The sequence below is a fragment of the Rhodanobacter ginsengisoli genome (genome assembly GCF_042657065.1).
Taxonomy (GTDB): Bacteria; Pseudomonadota; Gammaproteobacteria; order Xanthomonadales; family Rhodanobacteraceae; genus Rhodanobacter; species Rhodanobacter ginsengisoli.
On the sequence record NZ_JBHSNF010000001.1, the window covers coordinates 567,104 to 587,591 of the forward strand.

The 20,488-nt window shown below is 66.8% G+C and carries 18 protein-coding genes; 13 read left to right on the forward strand and 5 right to left on the reverse strand.

Annotated features, from left to right (window positions below; genetic code table 11):
- The first annotated feature begins 30 nt into the window (after nucleotides 1-30).
- From pilQ to ACFPPA_RS02405, 7 genes are all read left to right on the forward strand, one after another.
- Nucleotides 31-2,205: a type IV pilus secretin PilQ gene (gene pilQ / locus ACFPPA_RS02375; RefSeq protein WP_377316904.1), complete on the forward strand. Its 2,175-nt coding sequence runs from the start codon at nucleotides 31-33 to the stop codon at nucleotides 2,203-2,205.
- Nucleotides 2,206-2,375: 170 nt separating this feature from the next.
- A complete protein-coding gene (locus ACFPPA_RS02380) occupies nucleotides 2,376-3,371 on the forward strand; it encodes an AAA family ATPase (RefSeq protein WP_377316906.1) in 996 nt (331 codons plus the stop codon).
- 11 nt (nucleotides 3,372-3,382) lie between these two features.
- Entirely contained in the window at nucleotides 3,383-4,303 is a 921-nt protein-coding gene (locus ACFPPA_RS02385) for a DUF58 domain-containing protein (RefSeq protein ID WP_377316908.1), read from the forward strand.
- 2 nt (nucleotides 4,304-4,305) lie between these two features.
- The gene (locus tag ACFPPA_RS02390; RefSeq protein ID WP_377319426.1) at nucleotides 4,306-4,836 is read left to right on the forward strand and encodes a DUF4381 domain-containing protein; all 531 of its coding nucleotides are present in this window, start codon (nucleotides 4,306-4,308) and stop codon (nucleotides 4,834-4,836) included.
- On the forward strand, nucleotides 4,829-5,815 hold the full coding sequence (locus ACFPPA_RS02395) for a VWA domain-containing protein (RefSeq protein WP_377316910.1): 987 nt from the start codon (nucleotides 4,829-4,831) through the stop codon (nucleotides 5,813-5,815). The genes ACFPPA_RS02390 and ACFPPA_RS02395 overlap by 8 nt, the downstream gene beginning before the upstream one ends.
- Nucleotides 5,812-7,713 carry a VWA domain-containing protein gene (locus tag ACFPPA_RS02400; RefSeq protein ID WP_377316912.1) on the forward strand — a complete coding sequence of 634 codons (1,902 nt, stop codon included), beginning with the start codon at nucleotides 5,812-5,814 and terminating at the stop codon, nucleotides 7,711-7,713. Before ACFPPA_RS02395 ends, ACFPPA_RS02400 begins: the two co-directional genes overlap by 4 nt.
- Nucleotides 7,710-9,395 carry a BatD family protein gene (locus ACFPPA_RS02405; RefSeq protein ID WP_377316914.1) on the forward strand — a complete coding sequence of 562 codons (1,686 nt, stop codon included), beginning with the start codon at nucleotides 7,710-7,712 and terminating at the stop codon, nucleotides 9,393-9,395. Before ACFPPA_RS02400 ends, ACFPPA_RS02405 begins: the two co-directional genes overlap by 4 nt.
- On the opposite strand, the gene ACFPPA_RS02410 is transcribed toward ACFPPA_RS02405, so the two are convergent.
- Complete coding sequence (locus ACFPPA_RS02410; protein ID WP_377316916.1) at nucleotides 9,382-9,903, reverse strand: O-acetyl-ADP-ribose deacetylase; 522 nt, start codon at nucleotides 9,901-9,903, stop codon at nucleotides 9,382-9,384. The genes ACFPPA_RS02405 and ACFPPA_RS02410 overlap by 14 nt on opposite strands.
- 67 nt (nucleotides 9,904-9,970) lie before the next feature.
- Here ACFPPA_RS02410 and ACFPPA_RS02415 point away from each other — a divergent pair, with 67 nt between their 5' ends.
- Together ACFPPA_RS02415 and ACFPPA_RS02420 are read left to right on the forward strand one after the other, a co-directional pair.
- Nucleotides 9,971-10,435 carry a MarR family winged helix-turn-helix transcriptional regulator gene (locus ACFPPA_RS02415; RefSeq protein WP_377316918.1) on the forward strand — a complete coding sequence of 155 codons (465 nt, stop codon included), beginning with the start codon at nucleotides 9,971-9,973 and terminating at the stop codon, nucleotides 10,433-10,435.
- Nucleotides 10,436-10,771: 336 nt separating this feature from the next.
- Nucleotides 10,772-11,164, forward strand: coding sequence for a hypothetical protein (locus ACFPPA_RS02420; protein WP_377316920.1), 393 nt, complete (start codon nucleotides 10,772-10,774; stop codon nucleotides 11,162-11,164).
- Between the two features lie 74 nt (nucleotides 11,165-11,238).
- Here the strand turns inward: ACFPPA_RS02420 and ACFPPA_RS02425 are convergent, their stop codons facing one another.
- The 3 genes from ACFPPA_RS02425 to ACFPPA_RS02435 all read right to left on the reverse strand — a co-directional run bounded on the left by ACFPPA_RS02425 (nucleotide 11,239) and on the right by ACFPPA_RS02435 (nucleotide 14,023).
- On the reverse strand, nucleotides 11,239-12,681 hold the full coding sequence (locus tag ACFPPA_RS02425) for a M20/M25/M40 family metallo-hydrolase (RefSeq protein ID WP_377316922.1): 1,443 nt from the start codon (nucleotides 12,679-12,681) through the stop codon (nucleotides 11,239-11,241).
- Between the two features lie 164 nt (nucleotides 12,682-12,845).
- The gene (gene mscL, locus ACFPPA_RS02430) at nucleotides 12,846-13,256 is read right to left on the reverse strand and encodes a large-conductance mechanosensitive channel protein MscL (RefSeq protein ID WP_377316924.1); all 411 of its coding nucleotides are present in this window, start codon (nucleotides 13,254-13,256) and stop codon (nucleotides 12,846-12,848) included.
- An 80-nt stretch (nucleotides 13,257-13,336) separates the two neighbouring features.
- Entirely contained in the window at nucleotides 13,337-14,023 is a 687-nt protein-coding gene (locus ACFPPA_RS02435) for a fumarylacetoacetate hydrolase family protein (protein ID WP_377316926.1), read from the reverse strand.
- 272 nt (nucleotides 14,024-14,295) lie between these two features.
- Here ACFPPA_RS02435 and ACFPPA_RS02440 point away from each other — a divergent pair, with 272 nt between their 5' ends.
- From ACFPPA_RS02440 to ACFPPA_RS02455, 4 genes are all read left to right on the forward strand, one after another.
- On the forward strand, nucleotides 14,296-15,531 hold the full coding sequence (locus ACFPPA_RS02440) for an efflux RND transporter periplasmic adaptor subunit (protein ID WP_377316928.1): 1,236 nt from the start codon (nucleotides 14,296-14,298) through the stop codon (nucleotides 15,529-15,531).
- A 105-nt stretch (nucleotides 15,532-15,636) separates the two neighbouring features.
- On the forward strand, nucleotides 15,637-16,323 hold the full coding sequence (locus tag ACFPPA_RS02445) for an ABC transporter ATP-binding protein (RefSeq protein WP_377316930.1): 687 nt from the start codon (nucleotides 15,637-15,639) through the stop codon (nucleotides 16,321-16,323).
- A gap of 181 nt (nucleotides 16,324-16,504) precedes the next feature.
- On the forward strand, nucleotides 16,505-17,671 hold the full coding sequence (locus ACFPPA_RS02450) for an ABC transporter permease (RefSeq protein WP_377316932.1): 1,167 nt from the start codon (nucleotides 16,505-16,507) through the stop codon (nucleotides 17,669-17,671).
- A gap of 29 nt (nucleotides 17,672-17,700) precedes the next feature.
- On the forward strand, nucleotides 17,701-18,957 hold the full coding sequence (locus ACFPPA_RS02455) for an ABC transporter permease (RefSeq protein ID WP_377319427.1): 1,257 nt from the start codon (nucleotides 17,701-17,703) through the stop codon (nucleotides 18,955-18,957).
- Between the two features lie 46 nt (nucleotides 18,958-19,003).
- Here the strand turns inward: ACFPPA_RS02455 and ACFPPA_RS02460 are convergent, their stop codons facing one another.
- Nucleotides 19,004-20,392: a short-chain fatty acid transporter gene (locus tag ACFPPA_RS02460; protein ID WP_377319428.1), complete on the reverse strand. Its 1,389-nt coding sequence runs from the start codon at nucleotides 20,390-20,392 to the stop codon at nucleotides 19,004-19,006.
- Between the last annotated feature and the right edge of the window lie 96 nt (nucleotides 20,393-20,488).

A 20,488-nucleotide genomic window follows, 5' to 3' on the forward strand; every position in this document is an offset into this window, starting at 1 on the left:
AACCAAATCCAATCCGTCCGGGGCCGAGTCATGCGCCATGCGAGCCGTTACATGCTGATGGGCCTGCTGATCGCCGGTGCCACCTGGGCCAGTGCTGCGATGGCAGCGACCACCACGCTGAAGGACATCAGCTACGACGCCCTGCCTGGGGGCAGCGTCGAGTTGCACATGAACTTCGGCGATGGTCCCGTGCCGCAGCCGAAAATATTCACCACCGGCAATCCGCCGCGTATCGCAGTGGATTTTGCCGATACCGACAATGCCGCTGCGCGTCATCTGGATATCGGCAAGGGTTCGACCTCCGGAGTGTCCGCGGTATCCGCTGGCGGTCGTACCCGGGTGGTGGTCGAGCTGATGCGCGAGTCCAGTTATCGGTCGCGGGTCGAGGGCCACAGCCTGGTGCTTACGGTCAACAACGGCAGCACGGATCAGTCCGTCACCACGGCCTCCACCATCGATCCGACCAAGGCATTGCCTTCGTCCTCGGCTGGGCCGGCCATCTCCAATATCGATTTCCGCCGTGGTCCGAACGGAGAGGGTCGCGTGCTGATCAGCTTCAGCGGCAGCGGCGCGAATGCCGAGATGACCCGCAAGGGCGACAAGGTGCTGGTCACCATCGACCATGCCAATCTACCGGCCAATCTGGCTCAGCGGCTGGATACGCTGGACTTCGCTACGCCGGTGCAATCCATCGTCACCCATAGTGGCATCGGTGGTGGCGCCCGCATGGAGATCGCGATCAAGGGCAACGTCGAGACTTCGGCCTACCAGACTCCCGACCAGTACGTGGTCGAAGTGGCGCCGAAGAAAGCCGATGCCAAGGACGCCAAGCTGGCCAAGCTGGGCAGCGAGCCGAGCTACAACGGCAAGCGCGTGACGTTCAATTTCCAGGACATTCCGGTGCGCTCCGCGCTGCAGTTGATCGCCGACATTTCCGGTCTCAATCTGGTGGCGTCCGACAGCGTCGGCGGCAGTGTCACCCTGCGCCTGGTGAATGTGCCGTGGGATCAGGCGCTCGACGTCATCCTGCGCGCCAAGAGCTTGGACAAGCGTCGCAATGGCAACGTAGTGTGGGTTGCGCCGCAGGCCGAACTGGCCAAATACGAGCAGGATCTCGCCGAGGCCAAGCTCAAGGCGCAGGACACCGCCGAGCTGGTGACCGACTACGTACCGATCAGCTATGGCAAGGCCTCCGATATTGCGACCCTTCTGACTACGGGCAGCAAGCAGGGTGCCGGCGGAAGCGGCGGAGCGAATACACAGCACGGTTTTCTCTCGCCCCGGGGCAGCGTCTCCTTCGATCAGCGCACCAACACCTTGTTGCTGAACGATACGCCGGAAAAAATAAAGCAGCTGCGTGAGCTGATCGCGGTGCTCGACAAGCCAGTGCAGCAGGTGTTGATCGAGTCGCGCATCGTAGTGGCCACCGACGATTTCACCCGCACACTGGGTGCCAAGTTTGGTGTGAGCGGCCGCCAGAACAACACGCAGTTCCAGAATGCCGCGGCGGCGGTGCCGGCGCTGACTGCTGGTACTGGTGGTGGCAACGTGGTTTCCATCGGCGGAACCGACAACGGGAAGGGCACCGCAAGTGGGCTCAACGTGAACCTGCCTGCCAGCGGGGCTGCAGGCAGTCTCGGGTTGGCCATCCTGGGCGCCAACTATGCTCTCGACCTGGAATTGTCTGCCGCGCAGACCGAGGGTCGGGGCGAAGTGATCTCCAGCCCTCGGGTAATCACCGCCAACCAGCAGGAAGCAGTGATCCGGCAGGGTCAGGAGATCGGCTACGTCACGTTCCAGAATACCAGCGGCAGTGCCGCCGGCAGCGGTACCGCCACCGTGGCGTTCAAGGACGCCGTGCTCGAGTTGAAGGTCACGCCGACCATCACCGCGGACAATCGCGTCTACCTTGCCATCAACGTCAAAAAGGATGCTCTGGCCGGCTACGTGACGGTTCCCGGCAGTGGCCAGGTGCCGACCATCGACACCCGCGAAATCAACACTTCTGTGCTGGTGGACAACGGGCAGACCGTGGTGCTTGGTGGCATCTACGAGGTCAACAAGTCCAACACCGTGACCAAGGTTCCGGGGCTGGGCGACATCCCGGGCATCGGCATACTGTTCCGGAAAACGAGCCGCGACGACACCAAAGCCGAGCTGTTGATCTTCGTGACGCCGCGTATTCTCAGCGACACCTTGCAGTAAGTTTCAGCACCTGAAAAAAGAGGCGGCTTCGGCCGCCTTTTTTTTTGCCGTCTGCATGCAGCAGACAGCAGATTAAACTTCCTGCGCCGATGGTGGTCTGTAGCACGCTGGCGGCGCCCACCGCGTATCGCCGGATGCCGCCAGCGTCACGTCGACCACGGAACCCGATCATGGACATGCCTGAAATCCCTGTCTTGAGCCATTTGCAGCAGTCATTCGCAAAGCTGCGCGAGGACCTGCGCCATTGCATCATCGGCCAGCCACACCTGATCGACTGCCTGCTGGTGGCGTTGCTTGCCGATGGTCACTTGCTGGTCGAAGGCGCTCCGGGCCTGGCCAAGACCACGGCCGTCAAGGCGCTGGCCGCGCGGATCGAGGCGGATTTCCATCGGGTGCAGTTCACCCCCGATCTGCTGCCCGCCGACCTGACCGGTACGGATGTGTTTCGCCCGCAGTCGGGCAGTTTCGAGTTCGAGCGCGGACCGCTGTTCCACAACATCATCCTGGCCGACGAGATCAACCGTGCGCCGGCCAAGGTGCAATCCGCGCTGCTGGAGGCCATGGCCGAGCAGCAGATCACCGTGGGGCGAAGTACCTGGAAGCTACCCGAGCTGTTCATGGTGATGGCGACCCAGAACCCGATCGAGCAGGAGGGCACGTTCACCCTGCCGGAAGCCCAGCTCGATCGTTTCCTGATGCACGTGACAATCGGCTATCCGGACGCGGTCGCGGAGCTGGCGATCCTCAAGCTCGCGCGCGAGCAGGCCAGCCGGCGGGCACACCCGCTGCCGACGCAGCCGGCGCTGCTGAGCCAGAGCGACGTGTTTGCGGCACGCGATGCGGCGATGGCGGTGCACATGGCGCCGGCGCTGGAGGAATACCTGACCCAGCTGGTGCTGGCCACCCGCGATGCCGGTCGCTACGGGGCCGAACTGAAGCGCTGGATCGCGTGGGGCGGCAGCCCCCGCGCCACCATTGCGCTGGATCGCTGCGCACGGGCGCATGCGTGGCTGGACGGGCGTCATTACGTGCTGCCCGAGGACGTGCATGGCATCGCCCATGAAGTCCTGCGCCATCGGGTGTTGCTCAGTTACGAGGCGGAAGCCGAGGGCGTGCGACCGGATCAGGTGATCGACCGCCTGCTGGATCTCGTGCCGCTGCCGTGAACACCGCCGTGATGCCTTACATCGATGGCGATGGCCGAAGCCAGGTTTCGCTGGCCGAATTGATCGCACTGCGGGCGCGGGTCGGGCGCGTGCGGCTGGTACCTCTGCCGAGTCGCTCCATGCGCAGCGGTCAACAGTCCAGCCGTCTGTACGGCCGCGGCATGGACTATGCCGAATCGCGCGTCTACCAGGCGGGCGACGATGTGCGGCGGCTCGACTGGCGACTCACCGCACGCAGCGGCAAGTTGCACACCAAGTTGTTCCAGGAGGATCGCGAGGGTTGCCTGCTGATCCTCCTGGACACGCATGCCAGCATGCACTTCGGCACACGCGAGCGCTTCAAGTCGGTGCAGGCCGCGCGCGCGGCGGCGGTGGCCGCCTGGCATGCGGTACGCGCGGGCGAGCGCGTCGGCGTCATGGCGTTCGGTCATGCCGATCAGTTGCTGCGTCCCCGCGCCGGGCCGCACGGCGCGCTGGCGGTATGCGGTGCACTTGCCGAGTGGGACACGAAGCCGCCGTCCGGCAAGGTCGAGCCGCTGGCCGATGCGCTGGCCCGCGCCTCGCGCGTGTTGCATGGTGCCAGTCGGGTGCTGCTGATCAGCGACGGCTTCAGCTGCGATGCGCTGGCGCGCCAACGCATGCTCGATCTCACCCGGCATGCCGGGTTGAGCGTGCTGGTGGTAGCCGATGCGCTGGAGCTGGTGCCGGCTCCGCCGGGACGTTATCCGTTGGAGCATGCGGGCGAGCGCCGCGAGGTGCTGCTGCAGTCCGAGCGCCAGCGCCGCGAGTTCCAGCATGCGCTGGGCGTGGGCCCGGCCCGGCTGGGCGCGCTGGCCCGGTCGCTGGGACTGCGCTGCGGCAGCATCGACACCACCGCCGATCCATTCGACGCAGTCACTGGCCTGTTCCGTGTGGCGAGGGCGCCACGATGAGGATGCCGCCCGTCCAGCCGGTGCCGGCGGCATCCACGCCGGGTCCCCAGTTGCGGGACATCCATCTGCCCGCGGCGCCGTCATGGTGGCCGCCGGCGCCGGGTTGGTGGGTGCTGGCGGCGCTGATGCTGGCCGTGATGGTCGCCGCTGCCTGGTGGTGGCGACGCCGCCGGCGCGTGCGACGGCAACAGCAGGACGTCCTGCGCGAACTCGATCGCCTCGTGCTCCAGCATCGGCAGTCGGGTGATCAGGCGGCCCTGGTCAGCGGCATGCATCAACTGTTGCGGCGGGTGGCTCGACGCCATGATTCGACGGCGGCACAGCAGCGTGGTGACGCGTGGCGCCAGACCCTGGCCCGTGTTCCGGTCGACGCCTCCACGCTGGAGCATCTGCTCGCGCTGGATCGACTGATTTATCAACCGCCGTCGTCGTTCGATGATGCCGTCATGATCGAGGCCATGCGGCGGTGGTTGCGTCTGGCCGTGGTGCCGGCAAGCTGGAAGCCGCTGTCGCCGGAGCACGCCGATGCCTGACTTCGCATGGCCGTGGGTGATCGTGCTGCTGCCCTTGCCGTGGCTGCTCCGTCGATGGCTGCGGCCGGCGGCTCCGGGACAGGCGCTGCATCTGCCGCAGCCGGGCATGCAGCTGGCCACGGTGACGGGCAAGCGCGGCCACGGCATCGCCCCTTGGGCGCTGGGGTTGGCCTGGCTGCTTCTGCTGGCCGCCGTGGCGCGACCGCAATGGGTCGGCCCGCCCCAGGCGCAGCAGCGCAGCGGACGCGCCATGATGCTGGCCGTCGATCTGTCCGGCAGCATGCGCACCGGTGACATGGAACTGGGTGGTCAGCCGGTGAGCCGCTTCGGTGCAGTCGAGGCGATTGCGGGCGATTTCATCAGTCGCCGCAGCGGCGATGAGATGGGGTTGATCCTGTTCGGCAGCCAGGCCTTCCTGGTGACGCCGTTGACCTACGACCTGTCGGCCGTGCGCGCGCAGTTGCAGAGTGCCGCGGTGGGACTGGCCGGCAGCGAGACGGCGATCGGCGATGCGATTGCGGTGGCGGTGAAGCGGCTGTCGGCGTTGCCCGAGCAGGCTCGCGTGCTGGTGCTGCTGACCGATGGCGTCAACAACGCCGGCAACATTACCCCCCGCGAGGCGGCGCGTACGGCCAAGGCCGCCGGCGTGCGGATCTACACGATCGGCATCGGTGCCACGCGGATGCGCGTGCCGGGTTTCTTCGGCAGCCAGCTGGTCAATCCTTCGGCGGATCTGGATGCCGACATGCTCACCGCGATCGCCAGGGAGACCGGCGGCCAGTTCTTTCGCGCCACCGACAGCAGCGAACTGGCCGAAGCCTATCGCGCGATCGATGCGCTGGAGCCGATGCCGCAGCACGGGCCGACCCTGCGGCCGCGACATGAGTTGTTCCGCTGGCCGTTGCTGGCCGCGATCGTGTTGCTGTTGCTGGTGATCGTGCCGCGGCGGATCGGTCGCGTAGCGGAGCGAGCCGGATGAACGAAGCGCTGCAGCAGTTTCACTTTCTTCGGCCATGGTGGCTGGCCGCGTTGGCCGCGCTGCCTCTGCTGTATTGGCTGGGTCTGCAACGCAGCACGGCGCAACAGGCGTTGTCGCGGCTGGTCGATGCCGACCTGCTTCCGCATCTGCTGCACGGGCGCGCCGGCAACCGCAGCTTGCCGGTGTGGCTGTTCATGGTGGGCTGGTTACTGAGTGCACTGGCGTTGGCCGGACCGAGTTGGAACCGCATCCAGCAACCGCTGTACGCGAGTCGCGCCGCGCAAGTGGTGGCGATTTCGCTGTCGCGGCACATGCTGGCACGCGACGTCGCACCGAGCCGTCTCGATCGTGCGCGCTACAAGGCGCGTGATCTGCTGGCCAGCAATCGCGACGGACTGAATGCGCTGATCGGCTATGCCGGCGAGGCCTTCGTGGTGGCGCCGCTGACCTCCGATGCGAACAGTCTGAACGACCTGCTCGAGGCGATGGCGCCCGATACCATGCCGGAGGACGGCAACAACGCGGCGGCGGCGATCGCGCTGGGTGTGCAACTGATCCACGACGGCAAGGCCGGTGGCGGTTCGCTGGTACTGATCACCGACCAGGCCGATGCCGCGGCCCAGGCCGCGGCCCGCAAGGCGCGCGCGGCCGGTGTGCGGGTATCGGTACTCGGCGTCGGCACATCGCAGGGTGGACCGGTGCCACTGCCCGACGGCGGGTTTCTGCACGATGCGGATGGTCGCATGGTGCTTGCCGGCCGCGATGATGCGGCACTCGGTGCACTGGCCAACGCCGGTGGTGGCCGTTACGTGACGATGACGGCGGACCGGCGCGATATCGACGCATTGCACGGGCAATTGCGTGCGGCGCCGACAACGACGGCAACGGCTCAGGTCGGTGACGAGTGGCAGGATCGCGGCCCCTGGCTGCTGCTGCCCTTGCTGCTGATCGTGGCCCTGGCATTTCGCCGCGGCTGGCTGCTGCTGTTGCCGCTGGTGCTGCTTCCCATGCTGCCGGCCACGGCCGAGGCGACGACCTGGCAGGACCTGTGGCAGCGCCCGGATCAGCAGGCGGTGCAGGCCTTGCGGGAAGGGCATGCGAAGCGGGCACAACGACTCGCGCGTGATCCGGCCTGGCGCGGTGCGGCTGCGTATCGCGCCGGCGATTACCCCGCGGCCGTACTCGCCTTGCAGGGTCAGCCGGGCACCGACGCGGCATACAACCGGGGCAATGCCCTGGCCAGGGCGAAGCACTATCAGCAGGCGATCAAGGCTTATGACGAGGCGCTGAAACTCGATCCGGCCAATGCCGACGCCCGCGCCAACCGCAAGGCGGTCGAGGACTGGCTGCGTCAGCAGCAGAAACAGCAGTCGTCGGATCAGCGGAAGCACGAGGGCCACGAGGGCGGCAAGGGATCGTCGTCGCCGGATGATCAGGGCAAGAGTGGCAAGCCCGGGGCGCAGCAGAAATCCGGGCAGGAGGGCGCCAAGCCTTCCGGCCAGGCCGGCCAGCAGGGCAAGCCGCAAGGGCAGAATGGTTCCGGCCAGGACGCATCCGCCCGGGATCGTTCCGGCCAGGCAGCGTCCGGCGACCAACCGAAACCGCCGTCGGCGCAGGAACAGGCCGCCCAGCAGGCGCAGCTCGACAAGGCGCGGCAGGCGCTGAAGAAGCAGATGGACCAGGCCCTGGCCGGGCGGCCGGACAAACCGTCCGGGAAGACCTCGCCGCACCAATTGGGTGCCATCGGGAAGGACGATCCGCAATCGAAGCTGCCGGCCGATCTGCAGCACGCGCTGCAACGCGTGCCGGATGACCCCGGTGCACTGCTTCGACGCAAGTTCGAACTCGAGTACCAACAGCGCCACGGCGGCGTTCCGGAAGAGGAGGGACAACCGTGAAGTTTCGACGACTCATCGGCGCCTGGATGCTGGCCCTGCTGCTGGTTCCGGCTCTGGTGCATGCGGCCCAGGTGACCGCGACGCTCGATCGCAACAGCGTGCAGCTGGGCGACACGGTGACCCTGAACCTGCGGGTCGAAGGTGCCGGCGATGATGTTCAGATGCCCGACCTGCGTGTGCTCGGTCAGGACTTCGAGATCCTGGGGACCTCGCAGAACAGCAGCCTCAGCGTGATCAACGGCAAGGCCACGTCGAGCCTGACCTTCGGTGTGGCCTTGCGGCCGAAGCATGTTGGAACGCTGCGGATCCCCGCGCTGAACGTAGCCGGCCAGCTGACCGAGCCGCTGCAACTGGAGGTCGGCGCGGCCGCTCCGAACGCTGCGGCGGCGACCGGCAAGGACGTCTTCCTGGAGGCGCGGGTCGACCCCGCCCGCGGTTATGTCGGCCAGCAACTGAGTTACGTGTTGCGGCTGTACTACGCCACCAGCATCAGCAGCGGCGCGCTGAACACGCCCAGAGTGGATGGCGTGGAGCTGAACCAGATCGGAAGCGATATCAATTACGACACCGAACGCGGCGACCGCAACTACCATGTGCTGGAACGACGCTATGCCCTGATTCCACAGCGTGCCGGCCACATCGAGATTCCCGCCGCGGACTTTCAGGGCGAGGCGATCGACCCGACTGACCCGAACAGTTTCTTCGGGGCGAGCGCGACGGTGTCGGCCAGCTCGCCGGCCGTGTCGATCGACGTGCAGCCCGCGCCTGCCGACTGGGGCAATACCGCCTGGCTGCCGGCGCGCGAGCTGAGCCTCAGCCTGGAGGGCTGGCCGAACCCGCAGCAACCGGTACGGGTGGGGCAGCCGTTGAACCTGACCATGAAACTGCAGGCTACCGGGCTGTCGTTCGAGGCGTTGCCGGCGCTCAGCCTGCCGGCGCTGGATGGCGCCACGGTGTATCCGGACAAACCGGTTACCGGCACCCGGCAGGACGGCCAGTGGCTGGTCGGGCGACGCCAGCAGGCGTTTGCGGTCGTGCCGGAACGTGCCGGGACGCTGACGATCCCGGCGACCACGGTGAAGTGGTGGAACGTGCTGACCGACCGGACGGAAATGGCCACGATTCCGGAACACAGTTTGACCGTATTGCCCGCGGCAGGGGTTGCGACCGCGCCGCCGTCCGCGCCCGCCGCCGCGTCGAGTGCCGGCAAGGTTGACACGGCGACTGCCGCGATGCCTTCGACATGGCGCTGGATCGCGTTGGCAAGCATCGGCCTGTGGCTGTTCAGCGCAATGGCATGGTGGCTGTGGCGTCGGCGTCGCGTGATGTCGTCGATCAATTCACCGGTGGAACGGCCTTCGTCACGCCAGGCGCAGCTGGCCTTTCTCGCCGCCGCGCGTGGCGGCGACCCAACCACCCAGGTGCGCTGCCTGCTGGCGTGGGCGCGTACGGAACGGCCGCTGATCCAGCATCTGGGCGGACTGGCGGCGGCGCTGGACGACCCGCGGCAACAGGCGGCGATCGCCGCCCTGCAGGAACGCCATTACGCCGGAGGCACACCGGGGCCGGATACCGGCGGAATGCTGGCCGAGGCGTTCAAGCGCGGCTTTGCCTGGCGCGCTGAAGACGCTGGGGAGCCGGGTTCGGACCTGCCGCCGCTGTATCCATTCAAGCTGCATTGAGGGCTCGCTGGAAGACCTCGCGCATCGCCTCGCTGAAGCAGCACAGGGTCACCTCGATGGCATCGTCGTGCTGCAGTTCGTCGCGAAGGATGCTCGTCGCCACGACCGCCGCAGCGTCCGCGGGATAGCCGTAGACGCCGCAGCTGATGGCGGGGAATGCGATGGTGTGCAATTGCTGTTCGCGCAGCAGCCGCAGCGAGTTTCGGTAGCAGCGCGCAAGCAGCAAGGCTTCATCCGCCTGGCCGCCGTGCCAGACCGGTCCCACCGTGTGGATCACGTAGAGCGCGGGCAGCGCGAAACCCGGCGTGATGCGTGCCTCACCGGTGGGGCAGCGCACGCCGGGGGAGCATTCGGGCAGGCTGCGGCAGGCTTGCAGCAGTGCCGCGCCGGCCGCCCGGTGGATCGCGCCATCCACGCCGCCACCGCCGAGCAGGCTCGGGTTCGCCGCGTTGACGATCGCGTCCATGCGCAAGCGGGTGATGTCGGCGGTGATGACTTTCAGGAACATGGCTTCATGGAGGGTAGCGGCTTATGCTGCGGCCATGCATCGGAGTGTGACGGGACGACGACGGATCATGGCCAAAACAGAAGACATCAGCTTCGGCTACCTGCTCAATGACGTGACCTTGTTGTTCCGCAAGCATTTTGATCGGCGCGCCGTGAAATTCGGATTGACCCGCGCGCAGTGGCGTGCGACGAAGATGTTGCATCACCGCGAAGGGTTGCGGCAAACCGAACTGGCCGAATTGCTGGAAATGGAGCCGATTGCGGTGGGGCGGGTGATCGACCGCCTGCAGGCCGCCGGTTTCGTCGAGCGTCGACCCGACCCGAAGGATCGCCGTGCGTGGCGGCTGTACACGACCGAGCAGGCGCGCGTCATCGTCGGCGACATGGAGTTGATCGCGCGGGACCTGCGCCACGACGCCACCACCGGCATCACCCATGCCGAGATGACCCAGGCGATCACGGTACTCAACCGGATCAAGGAAAACCTGCAGGCGCTGGATGTCACCGAGTCGGTGCAGGATCGCGGCGAGTGAACCGACGACCGGCATGGCATGTGCCTTCGGTGCCGGTGGGGCGTCCCGCTGAGCATGGTCGCGGACGTCATGCCGCACAGCTACCCGGGAAGAAACGCGCACTGGCCGCTGTGGGTCGACGGTGCACATGGGCGCATCCTCGCCGGTCAGGGTTGAGAGTGGGGTGATGACCGTGCTGCCGCCGACCGCGCTGGTGGTGTGTGGCTTGCCCGCGTAGCCGAAGTTGCCGGCGAACGCGCTGCCGAAGGCCTGCAAGCCCGGTGAAACGGGCGCAATAATTTGCGATGTTCAGGGCGGGGCGGCTAGGCTGGTCGAACCCCATGCGAGGAAGCGACCATGCACCGGCTGATATCGATCATTTCCGTACTCGCCGTCTGCATCGGCCTGGCCGTCGGCGCGGCCGCCTGCGCGGGCTCGCCCGTGCAGATGGATGCCGCCGCCTTGCGCGCTTATGCCAGCAAGCCGTGGGACAAGGCGGCCCTGATGAACACCACGGTGGAACTGGGCCGTTATCGGAATGTGCCGGTGGTTGCAGAGTTTCCCTGTTCGGACGTGTGTCCGCAGTACACCGTGCGCATCATCCATTACCGCCTGCCGGCGGATACCCGTTGCGCCAGCGTCGGTGGCGTGGAGAAGGACGTGCTGGTGCCGATCGCGATCACCGTACGCCAGAAGACGTTCTGCATACCGCAGCCGCTGGTGGCCTCGGGGCAGTACTACAGCAAGTAGGAAGCGGAGAGGAACGGGAAACGAGTCCGGCTTTCACTCGTCTCCCTTCCCCGCGCTTGCTCGCTGCTGCCCGGTTATTCGCCGGCACCGTCGCCGGCAAACGCACCGGTCGCCGAGCCGAAATCGCCATCGGCCTGCGCCGCCATGTAGGAGAAGGCGGCATACACGGCCACGTTCTGCGCCAGTTCCTTCGGATCGATCTTGTCCAGCGTGTCGTTGCTGGTGTGGTGCCAGTCGAAATAGTGCGTGCCGTCCTGGGTCAGCGACAACGCCGCCATGCCCTTGCCATGCATCTGCGACAGATCCGAGCCGCCACCGCCGGGTTTCGAGACGTCATAGGTCACGCCGAGTGGTGCCAGCACACCCGCGATCTGTCCGATCGCATCGCGCGCACCGGGTTTGACGCTGGCGCTCATGCGCCAGACCGGGCCGGCACCGAAATCGGACTCGGTGCCGAGCTGGAACTTCGTCACTTCGTCGGCATGCTTCGCGGCGTAAGCGCGGCCGCCCCACAGGCCCATCTCCTCGTTGGCGAAGGCGATCACCCGGATCGTGCGATCGGGTCGTCGCGGCAAGTCGCCGATCAGCTTGCCGGCCGCCATCGCGATCGCCACGCCGGCGCCGTCGTCGATCGCACCGGTGCCCGGATCCCAGGAATCCAGGTGGCCACCGATCGCCACCACCTGATCGGGGTATTTGCGGCCGGTGATTTCGCCGATCACGTTGGCGCCGGTATATTCCCCGACCACGCCACAGTCCAGGTCCAGCTTCACGGTGACCGGCTTGCCCATCGCCAGGATGCGTTCGAGCTGGTCGGCGTCGGGATTGGACAATGCCGCGGCGGGGATCGCCCTGGCCGGATCCTCGAAGTCGGTGACACCGGTATGGGCGATGCGCTGGTGCGCATCGGTACCGGCCGAACGCAGCAGATAGCCGGCCGCGCCCTTGCTCGCGGCGATCGCCGGCCCGGTCACGCGCACGGCCGAGCCCATGCCGTAATCGTGGCCGTCTTTCGCACGCTGCATGCGGTAACCGATGTAGACGATCTTGCCTTTCACCGCAGCCGGCGCGGCCGCCTTCAGCGCATCCAGGCTGTCGAACCGGACGACCTGTGCGGTAAGTCCGCCCTTCGGCGTACCCGCCGAATAACCCAGCGCGCTCAGCACCAGTGCCTGCGGAAACGGCGCGACGATGGCGCCGTGCTCGCTGCGGCGAACCCACAGCGGATACGTCACCGGCTCGGTGTAGACCTTGTCGAAACCCAGCGCCTTGAACTTGGCGATGGCCCAGTCGCGGCCGCGCTGATCGGCGTCGCTGCCGGCCAGGCGCGGGCCGACCTCGGTGGTCAGCGACGTGACGATCCGGTAGCCGGTGTCGTCGTGCAGCGCCTTGTCGCGCAGCCGCTCGGCGGTTTTCACCGCGGTGCCTGGAATCGTGGTGACGGGAGGGGTGGCGCCGGCGATGCCGCTGGCCAGCAACAGGCTGGCGACAAGAAGGGAGAGACGGGGACGATGCATCGGGGAACTCCGCTGGGGGAGCCCCGATTATGGCGTGATCGTCAACGATCGCTCAGGCCGGAAGTCATGGGTGTGGTCGGAGCGGCTCCACCGCGATGCCTTCGGCACGATCTGGCCGGAGGCCGTGCCGCCGATGCCGCTCGTTCCCGCGCAGGAAAGCGGTATTACGACTTGTTCTTCAGCAGGTCCCGGATTTCGGTGAGCAGGACCACGTCCGCGGCAGGTGCAGCGGGCGCCTCGTCCTGCTTGCGCTGCATGCGGTTGATCGCCTTGATCATCATGAAGATCGCGAAGGCAATGATGATGAAGGTGATGATGGTGTTGATGAAGCTGCCGTAGTTGATCGCCACTTCGGCGATCTTGTGCGCGGGATTGCTGGCGTCGGCCGGCTTGATCACCCATTTGAGCTCGGAGAAGTCGATGCCGCCGGTGAGCCAGCCGATCGGCGGCATGATCATGTCGTTGACCAGCGAGCTGACGATCTTGCCGAAGGCGCCGCCGATGACGATGCCCACGGCCATGTCCATCACGTTGCCGCGCATGGCGAAGGTCTTGAATTCCTGCAGCATGCTCATGCATTTCTCCCCGGTGTGCGCCGAATGGCCAGGAGACTTTAGCGCGGCATCGGGATCGTGCAAAGGGATGCCGGCAAGGCTCAGACGATCCGGCCTTCCAGCTCGGCGACGCCGACCAGTTCGGCATGAAAGCGGTCGCCGCGCTGCAGGGCAGCCACCCCGGCGGGCGTGCCGGTGAAGATCAGGTCGCCGGCCTTCAGTTCGAACAGGCCGGACAGCGCCGCGATGATCTGCGGCACGTCGTGGACCATCTCGCCCAGCGTGGTCTGCTGACGCACCTCGCCGTTGACGCTGAGGCGCAGCACGCTGTCTGCATCCAGCGCAGTCGCGGCAGCCGGCCGCAGGGCGGAGACCGGTGCCGAGTGATCGAATGCCTTGGCCACGTCCCATGGATGACCCTTGGCCTTGGCCTGCGCCTGCAGGTCGCGGCGGGTCAGGTCCAGCCCCACGCCGTAACCCCATACCAGGGCAGCAGCCTGTTCCGTCGTGAGGTCATGGCCGCCGGCACCCAGCGCCACCACCATCTCGACTTCGTGATGCAGGTCGCCGGTGGCTTGCGGATAGGGCACGTCGGCGCCGTCGCCGACCACCGCGTCGGCTGGCTTGCAGAAAAACATCGGGGCGGTCTGGTCCACGCTGGCGCCCATCTCGCGCGCATGTTCGGCGTAATTGCGGCCGATGCAGAACACCCGGCGGATCGGGAAGCGCACTTCGCTGCCGATGATCGGCAGGCTGGTCGGGGCAGGTGGGGCGATGGCGTAGGTCATGCCGGCAAGCGTAGCAAACCGGATCCGCGCCGTCGTGGCCCCGACCCGGAGCCGACTTCGGGCGCGCCGCGAAGGTCGCTTGCGACGCAAGGTGGCAGTCGATGCCGGCCCGGCGGTAATCTCGACCGGGCCCGGGACACCGCGCAGCGCAAGGCGCGCCCGGGATGACACCTGTCATCGCCGATGGCTGATGCCGCGCCCTGATCGTGGGACGGTCGATCGGCCAGACTTGTATCCATCGAGCAACCGGCAGCGCCGGGCGGGGAACACGAGTGGACAACGCCGATCTGTTGAAGGAACTGCGCATCGAGCGGCATCAGCGCGAGGATCAGGGACGCGATCCGGGGCGTTGGCCATGGCTTGCCGGCGGCGCGATAGCCATCCTGCTGCTGCTCGGTGGCATCGGCTGGGCCTGGCTGGGTCACCGGGTCGTGACGGTGCAGGTTGCCCAGGCAGTGAGCCCGGGTTCCGACAGCGAGGCTGGCGCGGTGCTGCAGGCGACCGGCTATGTCACCGCGCGGCGGCAGGCCACGGTGTCGGCGCAGATCACCGGCACGCTGACGGCGGTGTTGATCGAGGAGGGCGATCACGTGAGGCAGGGCCAGGTGCTGGCGCGGCTGGACGACAGCGGTTACAAGGCCAACCTCGCCGCGGCGCGGGCGCAGGCCGATGCGGCGCATGCGCTGCTGGCGCAGAATCGGGCACAACTGGCGCAGAGCGAGCACGATGCGGCGCGACTGCAGTCGCTCGCTGCCCGCGGGCTCGTTTCCAGGCAGAGTGCCGAGCAGGCCCGGACCCAGGTCGACAGCCTGCGCGCCCAGCTCCACGCGCAGCAGCAGCAGGCCAGGTCGGCGGATGCCCAGGCCAAGGTCGCGAAGGTGAACTTCGATTACACCGTGGTGCGTGCGCCGTTCAGCGGCGTGGTCACCACCAAGGATGCGCAGGTCGGCGAGATCATCTCGCCGCTGTCGGCCGGCGGCGGCTTTACCCGCACCGGCGTGGGCACCATCGTCGACATGGATTCGCTGGAAGTGGACGTGGACGTCAATGAGGCCTACATCGGCCGGATCAAGCCGGGCATGGCCGCCGAAGCGGTGCTGGACGCCTACCCCGACTGGAAGATTCCCGCCCACGTGGTCGCCATCGTGCCTACCGCCGATCGCGGCAAGGCCACCATCAAGGTCCGCGTGGCCCTGCAAAGGAAGGATGCCCGCGTGGTGCCCGACATGGGCGCACGGGTCTCGTTCCTGGAAGAGCGGCCGCAGACCGAAGCGCAGGTTCCGCAGGGCGTGCTGGTACCGGCGGCGGCGATCGTGCAGCGCGACGGGCACAGCGTGGTGTTCGTGCTCGACGGCGACCGCGTGCATCGGCGCACGGTGAGCCCGGCCCCCCGGACCTACGGCGAGTTGCGCCTGCTGCCCGCGGCGGTGAAGCCGGGCGATCGCGTGGTGATTGCGCCGCCGGCCGGGCTGCGGGACGGTTCGGACGTCCGGACGGCCAAGCCGTAGTTGCATCCATTCGCTAAAGCGCGGAAAAGGAAGCGCCGCATTCCCCCTGTTTTCATACACAAGAACGCTTCACCACGTATCCGTACAGCCATCTGGAGAACCGCCATGGGCACGCTGATCGAGATCAACAACCTGGCCAAGACCTACGAACGCGGCAAGCAGAAGGTCGAGGTGCTGCACCACGTCGACCTCGACATCGCCGAGGGCGATTTCCTGGCGCTGATGGGGCCGTCCGGCTCCGGCAAGACCACCTTGCTCAACCTGATCGGCGGGCTGGATGCACCGAGTGCGGGAAGCATCGTCGTGGGCGGTCAGCGTATCGACCAGCTCGGTGGTGGCGCACTGGCGAAGTGGCGCGCCTCGAATGTCGGCTTCATCTTCCAGTTCTACAACCTGATGCCGATGCTGTCGGCGCAGCGCAATGTCGAGCTGCCGCTGCTGCTGACCAGGCTGTCAGCGGCACAGCGCAGGAAGAACGCGTCGATCGCGTTGCAGCTGGTGGGCCTGGCCGATCGCGCCACGCACAAGCCTGGCGAACTTTCCGGCGGTCAGCAGCAGCGCGTGGCGATCGCCCGTGCCATCGTTTCCGATCCCGCGCTGCTGGTCTGCGACGAGCCGACCGGTGACCTCGATCGTCAGTCGGCCGAGGACGTGCTGGGCTTGCTGCAGCAGCTCAACCGAGAGCACGGCAAGACCATCGTGATGGTCACGCACGATCCGAAGGCTGCCGAATACGCTCGCCATACCCTGCACCTGGACAAGGGCACCCTGGTCGAGCAGGCGACCGCGTGAGCAGCATCCGGATCATGTTCGTTTCATCACGATCCCGAAACCTTCGCCCATCGCTTCGGGCCACCTTCATTCGCGCCATCCCTGGCGCTCACCCTCCGGGCGACGTGCGTCGTGCAAATTGGCAGTCCTGCCAATTGGTCTCCCCGGCGGAGAGAAGCGGCTTTGCAGAGGAGCATTTCTCATGAAATACCTTCATCTGATCTGGGCGGCGCTGTTCCGGCGCAAGACCCGCACGATTCTCACCCTGGTGTCGATCATCGCGGCGTTCCTGCTGTTCGGCATGCTCGATGCGGTGCGCACCGGCTTCGACCAGGCCGGCAACAGCGCCAATGGCGCGGAACGGTTGCAGACCGGCTCGAAACTTTCCTTCATCCAGACGCTGCCGTCGTCGCTGGAGGCACGCATCGCGCAGGTGCCCGGCGTGAAGATGGTCACCTACGCGAACTGGTTCGGCGGTGCCTACCAGGATCCGCACAACCAGGTCTTCAGTTTCGCGGTGGCGCCGAACTACATCGACATCTATCCGGAGATCGCGGTCAGTGCGGCCGAGCGCAAGGCCTTCGACGATACCCGCACCGGCGCGCTGGTGGGCGAGAAACTGGCCCAGCGGTTCCACTGGAAGGTCGGCGACAAGATCCCGATGCAGTCGACCATCTTCCCGAACCACGAAGGCAGCAAGAACTGGACGTTCGACATCGCCGGCATCATGCATTCGAAGGACAAGAAGGCTGCCGGCTTCTACGACCAGCTGTTCCTGCTGCACTGGAAGTACTTCGACGAGACCACGCCATACAATCGCGGCCAGGTCGGCTGGTATGTGACGCGTGTCAGCGACGTCAACCAGGCGGATCGGGTGGCGAAGGCGATCGATGCGATCTCGGCCAACTCCGATCACGAAACCCGCACCCAGACCGAGGCAGCGGCGACCGCCTCGTGGATGAAGCAGCTGGCAGATATCGGGCTGATCGTCAGCTCGATCATGGGCGCGGTGTTCTTCACCCTGCTGCTGCTGTCCGGCAACACCATGATGCAGGCGGTGCGCGAACGCACGTCCGAACTGGCGGTGCTGAAGACGATCGGCTTTTCCAGCCATGCCGTGCTGGCCATGGTGCTGGCCGAGTCGGTGCTGCTGTTGCTGCTCGGGGGCGTGCTGGGCCTGGCGCTGGCGATGCTGGTGGTCGGTGGCGTGCATGCGGCGATGGGCGGGGCGATTCCGATGGCGCCGGTGGACGGTGGCATCTGGTTGCACGGGTTGCTGTTGATGATCATCGTCGGCCTGCTGGTGGGCGCCTTGCCCGCGATGCGCGCGATGCGTCTGAACATCGTCGATGCACTGGCCGGTCGCTGAGGAGAACATCCATGTTCCTGCATTCCCTGATGTTGTTTTTTTCCACGCTGGTGTTGTTGTTCGTCATCGCCATCGGCGGCTGGATGCTGCTTACCCGACAGGGACGGCAGGCAGTTTCGGTGACCGCCGTTGGCATCAGCACGCTGCGCCAACGGATCGGCATGTCGTCGGTGATCGTGATCGGCATCGCCGGCGTGGTCGGCGTGCTGGTCGCGCTGCTGGCGATGGGCGACGGCTATCGCGAGACGCTCAGCAAGACCGGCAGCACCGACACTGCCATCGTGATGCGCGGCGCCTCCGCCTCCGAGGTGATGTCGGTGCTCGACCATGACAGCGCGACCTTGATCCAGCAGGCCGCAGGCATCGCCAAGGATGCGAAGGGACGCCCGATCGCCTCGCCCGAGCTGGTGGTGGCGGCCAACCTGCCGCTCAAGGGTGGCCAGGCGGACGACGAAGGCAGCGTGCAGCTGCGTGGCGTCGGTGAGCAGGCATTCGCGGTCAGGCCGAACCTGAAGATCGTCGAGGGTCGCAACTTCAAGCCCGGCCTGCGCGAGCTGATCGTGGGCAAGGGTGCGGCGCGGCAGTTCGAAGGACTGGTACCCGGTCACGAGGTCCGGCTCGGCAGCCAGCTCTGGACGGTGGTCGGCATCTTCTCCTCGGGTGACGCGATGGATTCGGAGGTGTGGGGCGACGCCGACGTGGTGGCGAATACCTATCGTCGCGGCAGCAGCCGCGCTTCGGTCACCGTGAAGCTGGCGAATCCCGCGGCATTCGATGCGTTCAAGGCCGGCCTGGAGGCGAATCCGCAGCTGAAGGTGGATGTCAGCACCACGCTGGACTACTTCAGCAAGCAGTCCGAGGGCATGAGCCGCTTTCTCACCGTGATCGGCATCGTGGTCGGCGCGATCATGGCGATCGGCGCGATCTTCGGTGCGCTCAACTGCATGTTCGCCGCGGTGGCGGCGCGCGCCCGCGAGATCGCCACGTTGCGCGCGATCGGCTTCCGCGGTCTGCCGGTGGTGGTGGCGGTGATGCTGGAAACCATGTTGCTGGCCCTGCTCGGCGGGCTCATCGGTGGTTTGCTCGCATGGCTGCTGTTCAACGGCTACAGCGCCTCCACACTGGCTGCCGGTACGGTCGGCAAGCTCAGCTTCGAACTCAGGGTATCCGCCGAGCTGTTGTGGGTCGGCCTGCTGTGGGCACTGACCATCGGTTTCATCGGTGGCCTGTTCCCGGCCCTGCGTGCGGCGCGGTTGCCGGTGACTACGGCATTGCGCGAGTTGTAGCGGGAACACTTCCGGGAGCGTGCGGCAGGCGCTCCCGGAAGCCTGGCTACGGCAGCATCGGCGGCACGTAGGTGAGGGTGGTGCCGAGCAGCCACAGCATGCCCAGCACCAGCGGCACGTGCACCACCAGCTGGATGAAGGTGTAGCCCACCACGTCACGTGCCTTCAATCCCAGCACGCCGAGCAGCGGCAGCATCCAGAACGGATTGATCAAATTCGGCAGCGCCTCGGCCGCGTTGTACACCTGCACCGCCCAGCCCAGGTGCACGTGCAGGTCGTTGGCGGCCTGCATCACGTAGGGTGCCTCGACCAGCCACTTGCCGCCGCCGGACGGCACGAAGAAACCGAGCACGGCGGAGTAGGCCCCCATCACGACGGGAAAGCTGTCGGTGCTGGCCACATGCACGAACAGCTTCGACAGCCGGTGCGCCAGCGTCACACCGCCGGCACCCGGCACCCGGGTCAGCAGCGCAGCGATGCCGCCATACAGCGGGAACTGGATCAGGATGCCCGAGGTGGCGGGCACGGCGCGGGTCACCGCATCGAGAAAGCTGCGCGGGCGCCAGTGCAGCAGGATGCCCAGGGTGAGGAACAGCAAATTGTAGGTATTGAGGTTGGCGATCGCGCTGATCGCCGGCTTGCTGGCGAACTCGTGGCCGAGCCAGCCCAGGCCCAGCAGGCCGATCGCCATCGACAGCAGCGGGCTGTACTCCAGCCATTCGCCGGGGCGCGTGCGCGCCGGCAAGGGCGGCGCCGGCGCCACGACGGCATCGAAGTCCGCTGCCGTGCGGGCATACGCGTCCGACGGTGCCGTGACCCGGCAGATCAGCAGCGAGACCACGATCAGTACCCCGGTCAGCACCATCGATTGCCACAGGAAGATCGTCTGGCTGAAAGGCAGCACGCCGGTGATCGCCAGCAGGCCCGGCGGCATGCTGGCCGGATTGGCCTGCAATTGCGCGGCGGACGACGACAGGCCCATCGCCCAGATCGCGCCCAGTCCGAGGTAGGCCGCCGCGCCGGCCGCGCGATAGTCCATGCGCAGGTCGTGGCGTCGGGCCAGCGCGCGCACCAGCAGGCCGCCGAACACCAGCGAGAAACCCCAGCTCAGCAGCGACGCCAGCATGCTGACCAGGGCCACGTAGACGATCGCGCCCCGGCCCGTGCGTGGCGCGCGCGCGAGTACGTCGATGAAGCGTGCCACCACCGGTGCGGTGGCCAGCACGTAGCCGCCGATGACCACGAATGCCATCTGCATGGTGAACGGGATCAGGCTCCAGAAGCCCTCGCCGAACGCGTTCAGCGCGGCCGTCGGCGCGGCGCCGAAGCCGAGCGCCGCCACGGTCACGATGACCACGCCGAGTGCGGCAAACACCCAGGCATCGGGAAACCATTGCTCCGCCCACGTTGCACAGCGCAGCGCGGCGCGTGCCATCCATCCGTCCTGCGAGGCGTTCATTCCGTTCTCCGCTGATGACGCGACATCGTCGCGCCCGACCCGGCATGCAGGCAAGTCGGCCATGCCCGGGGT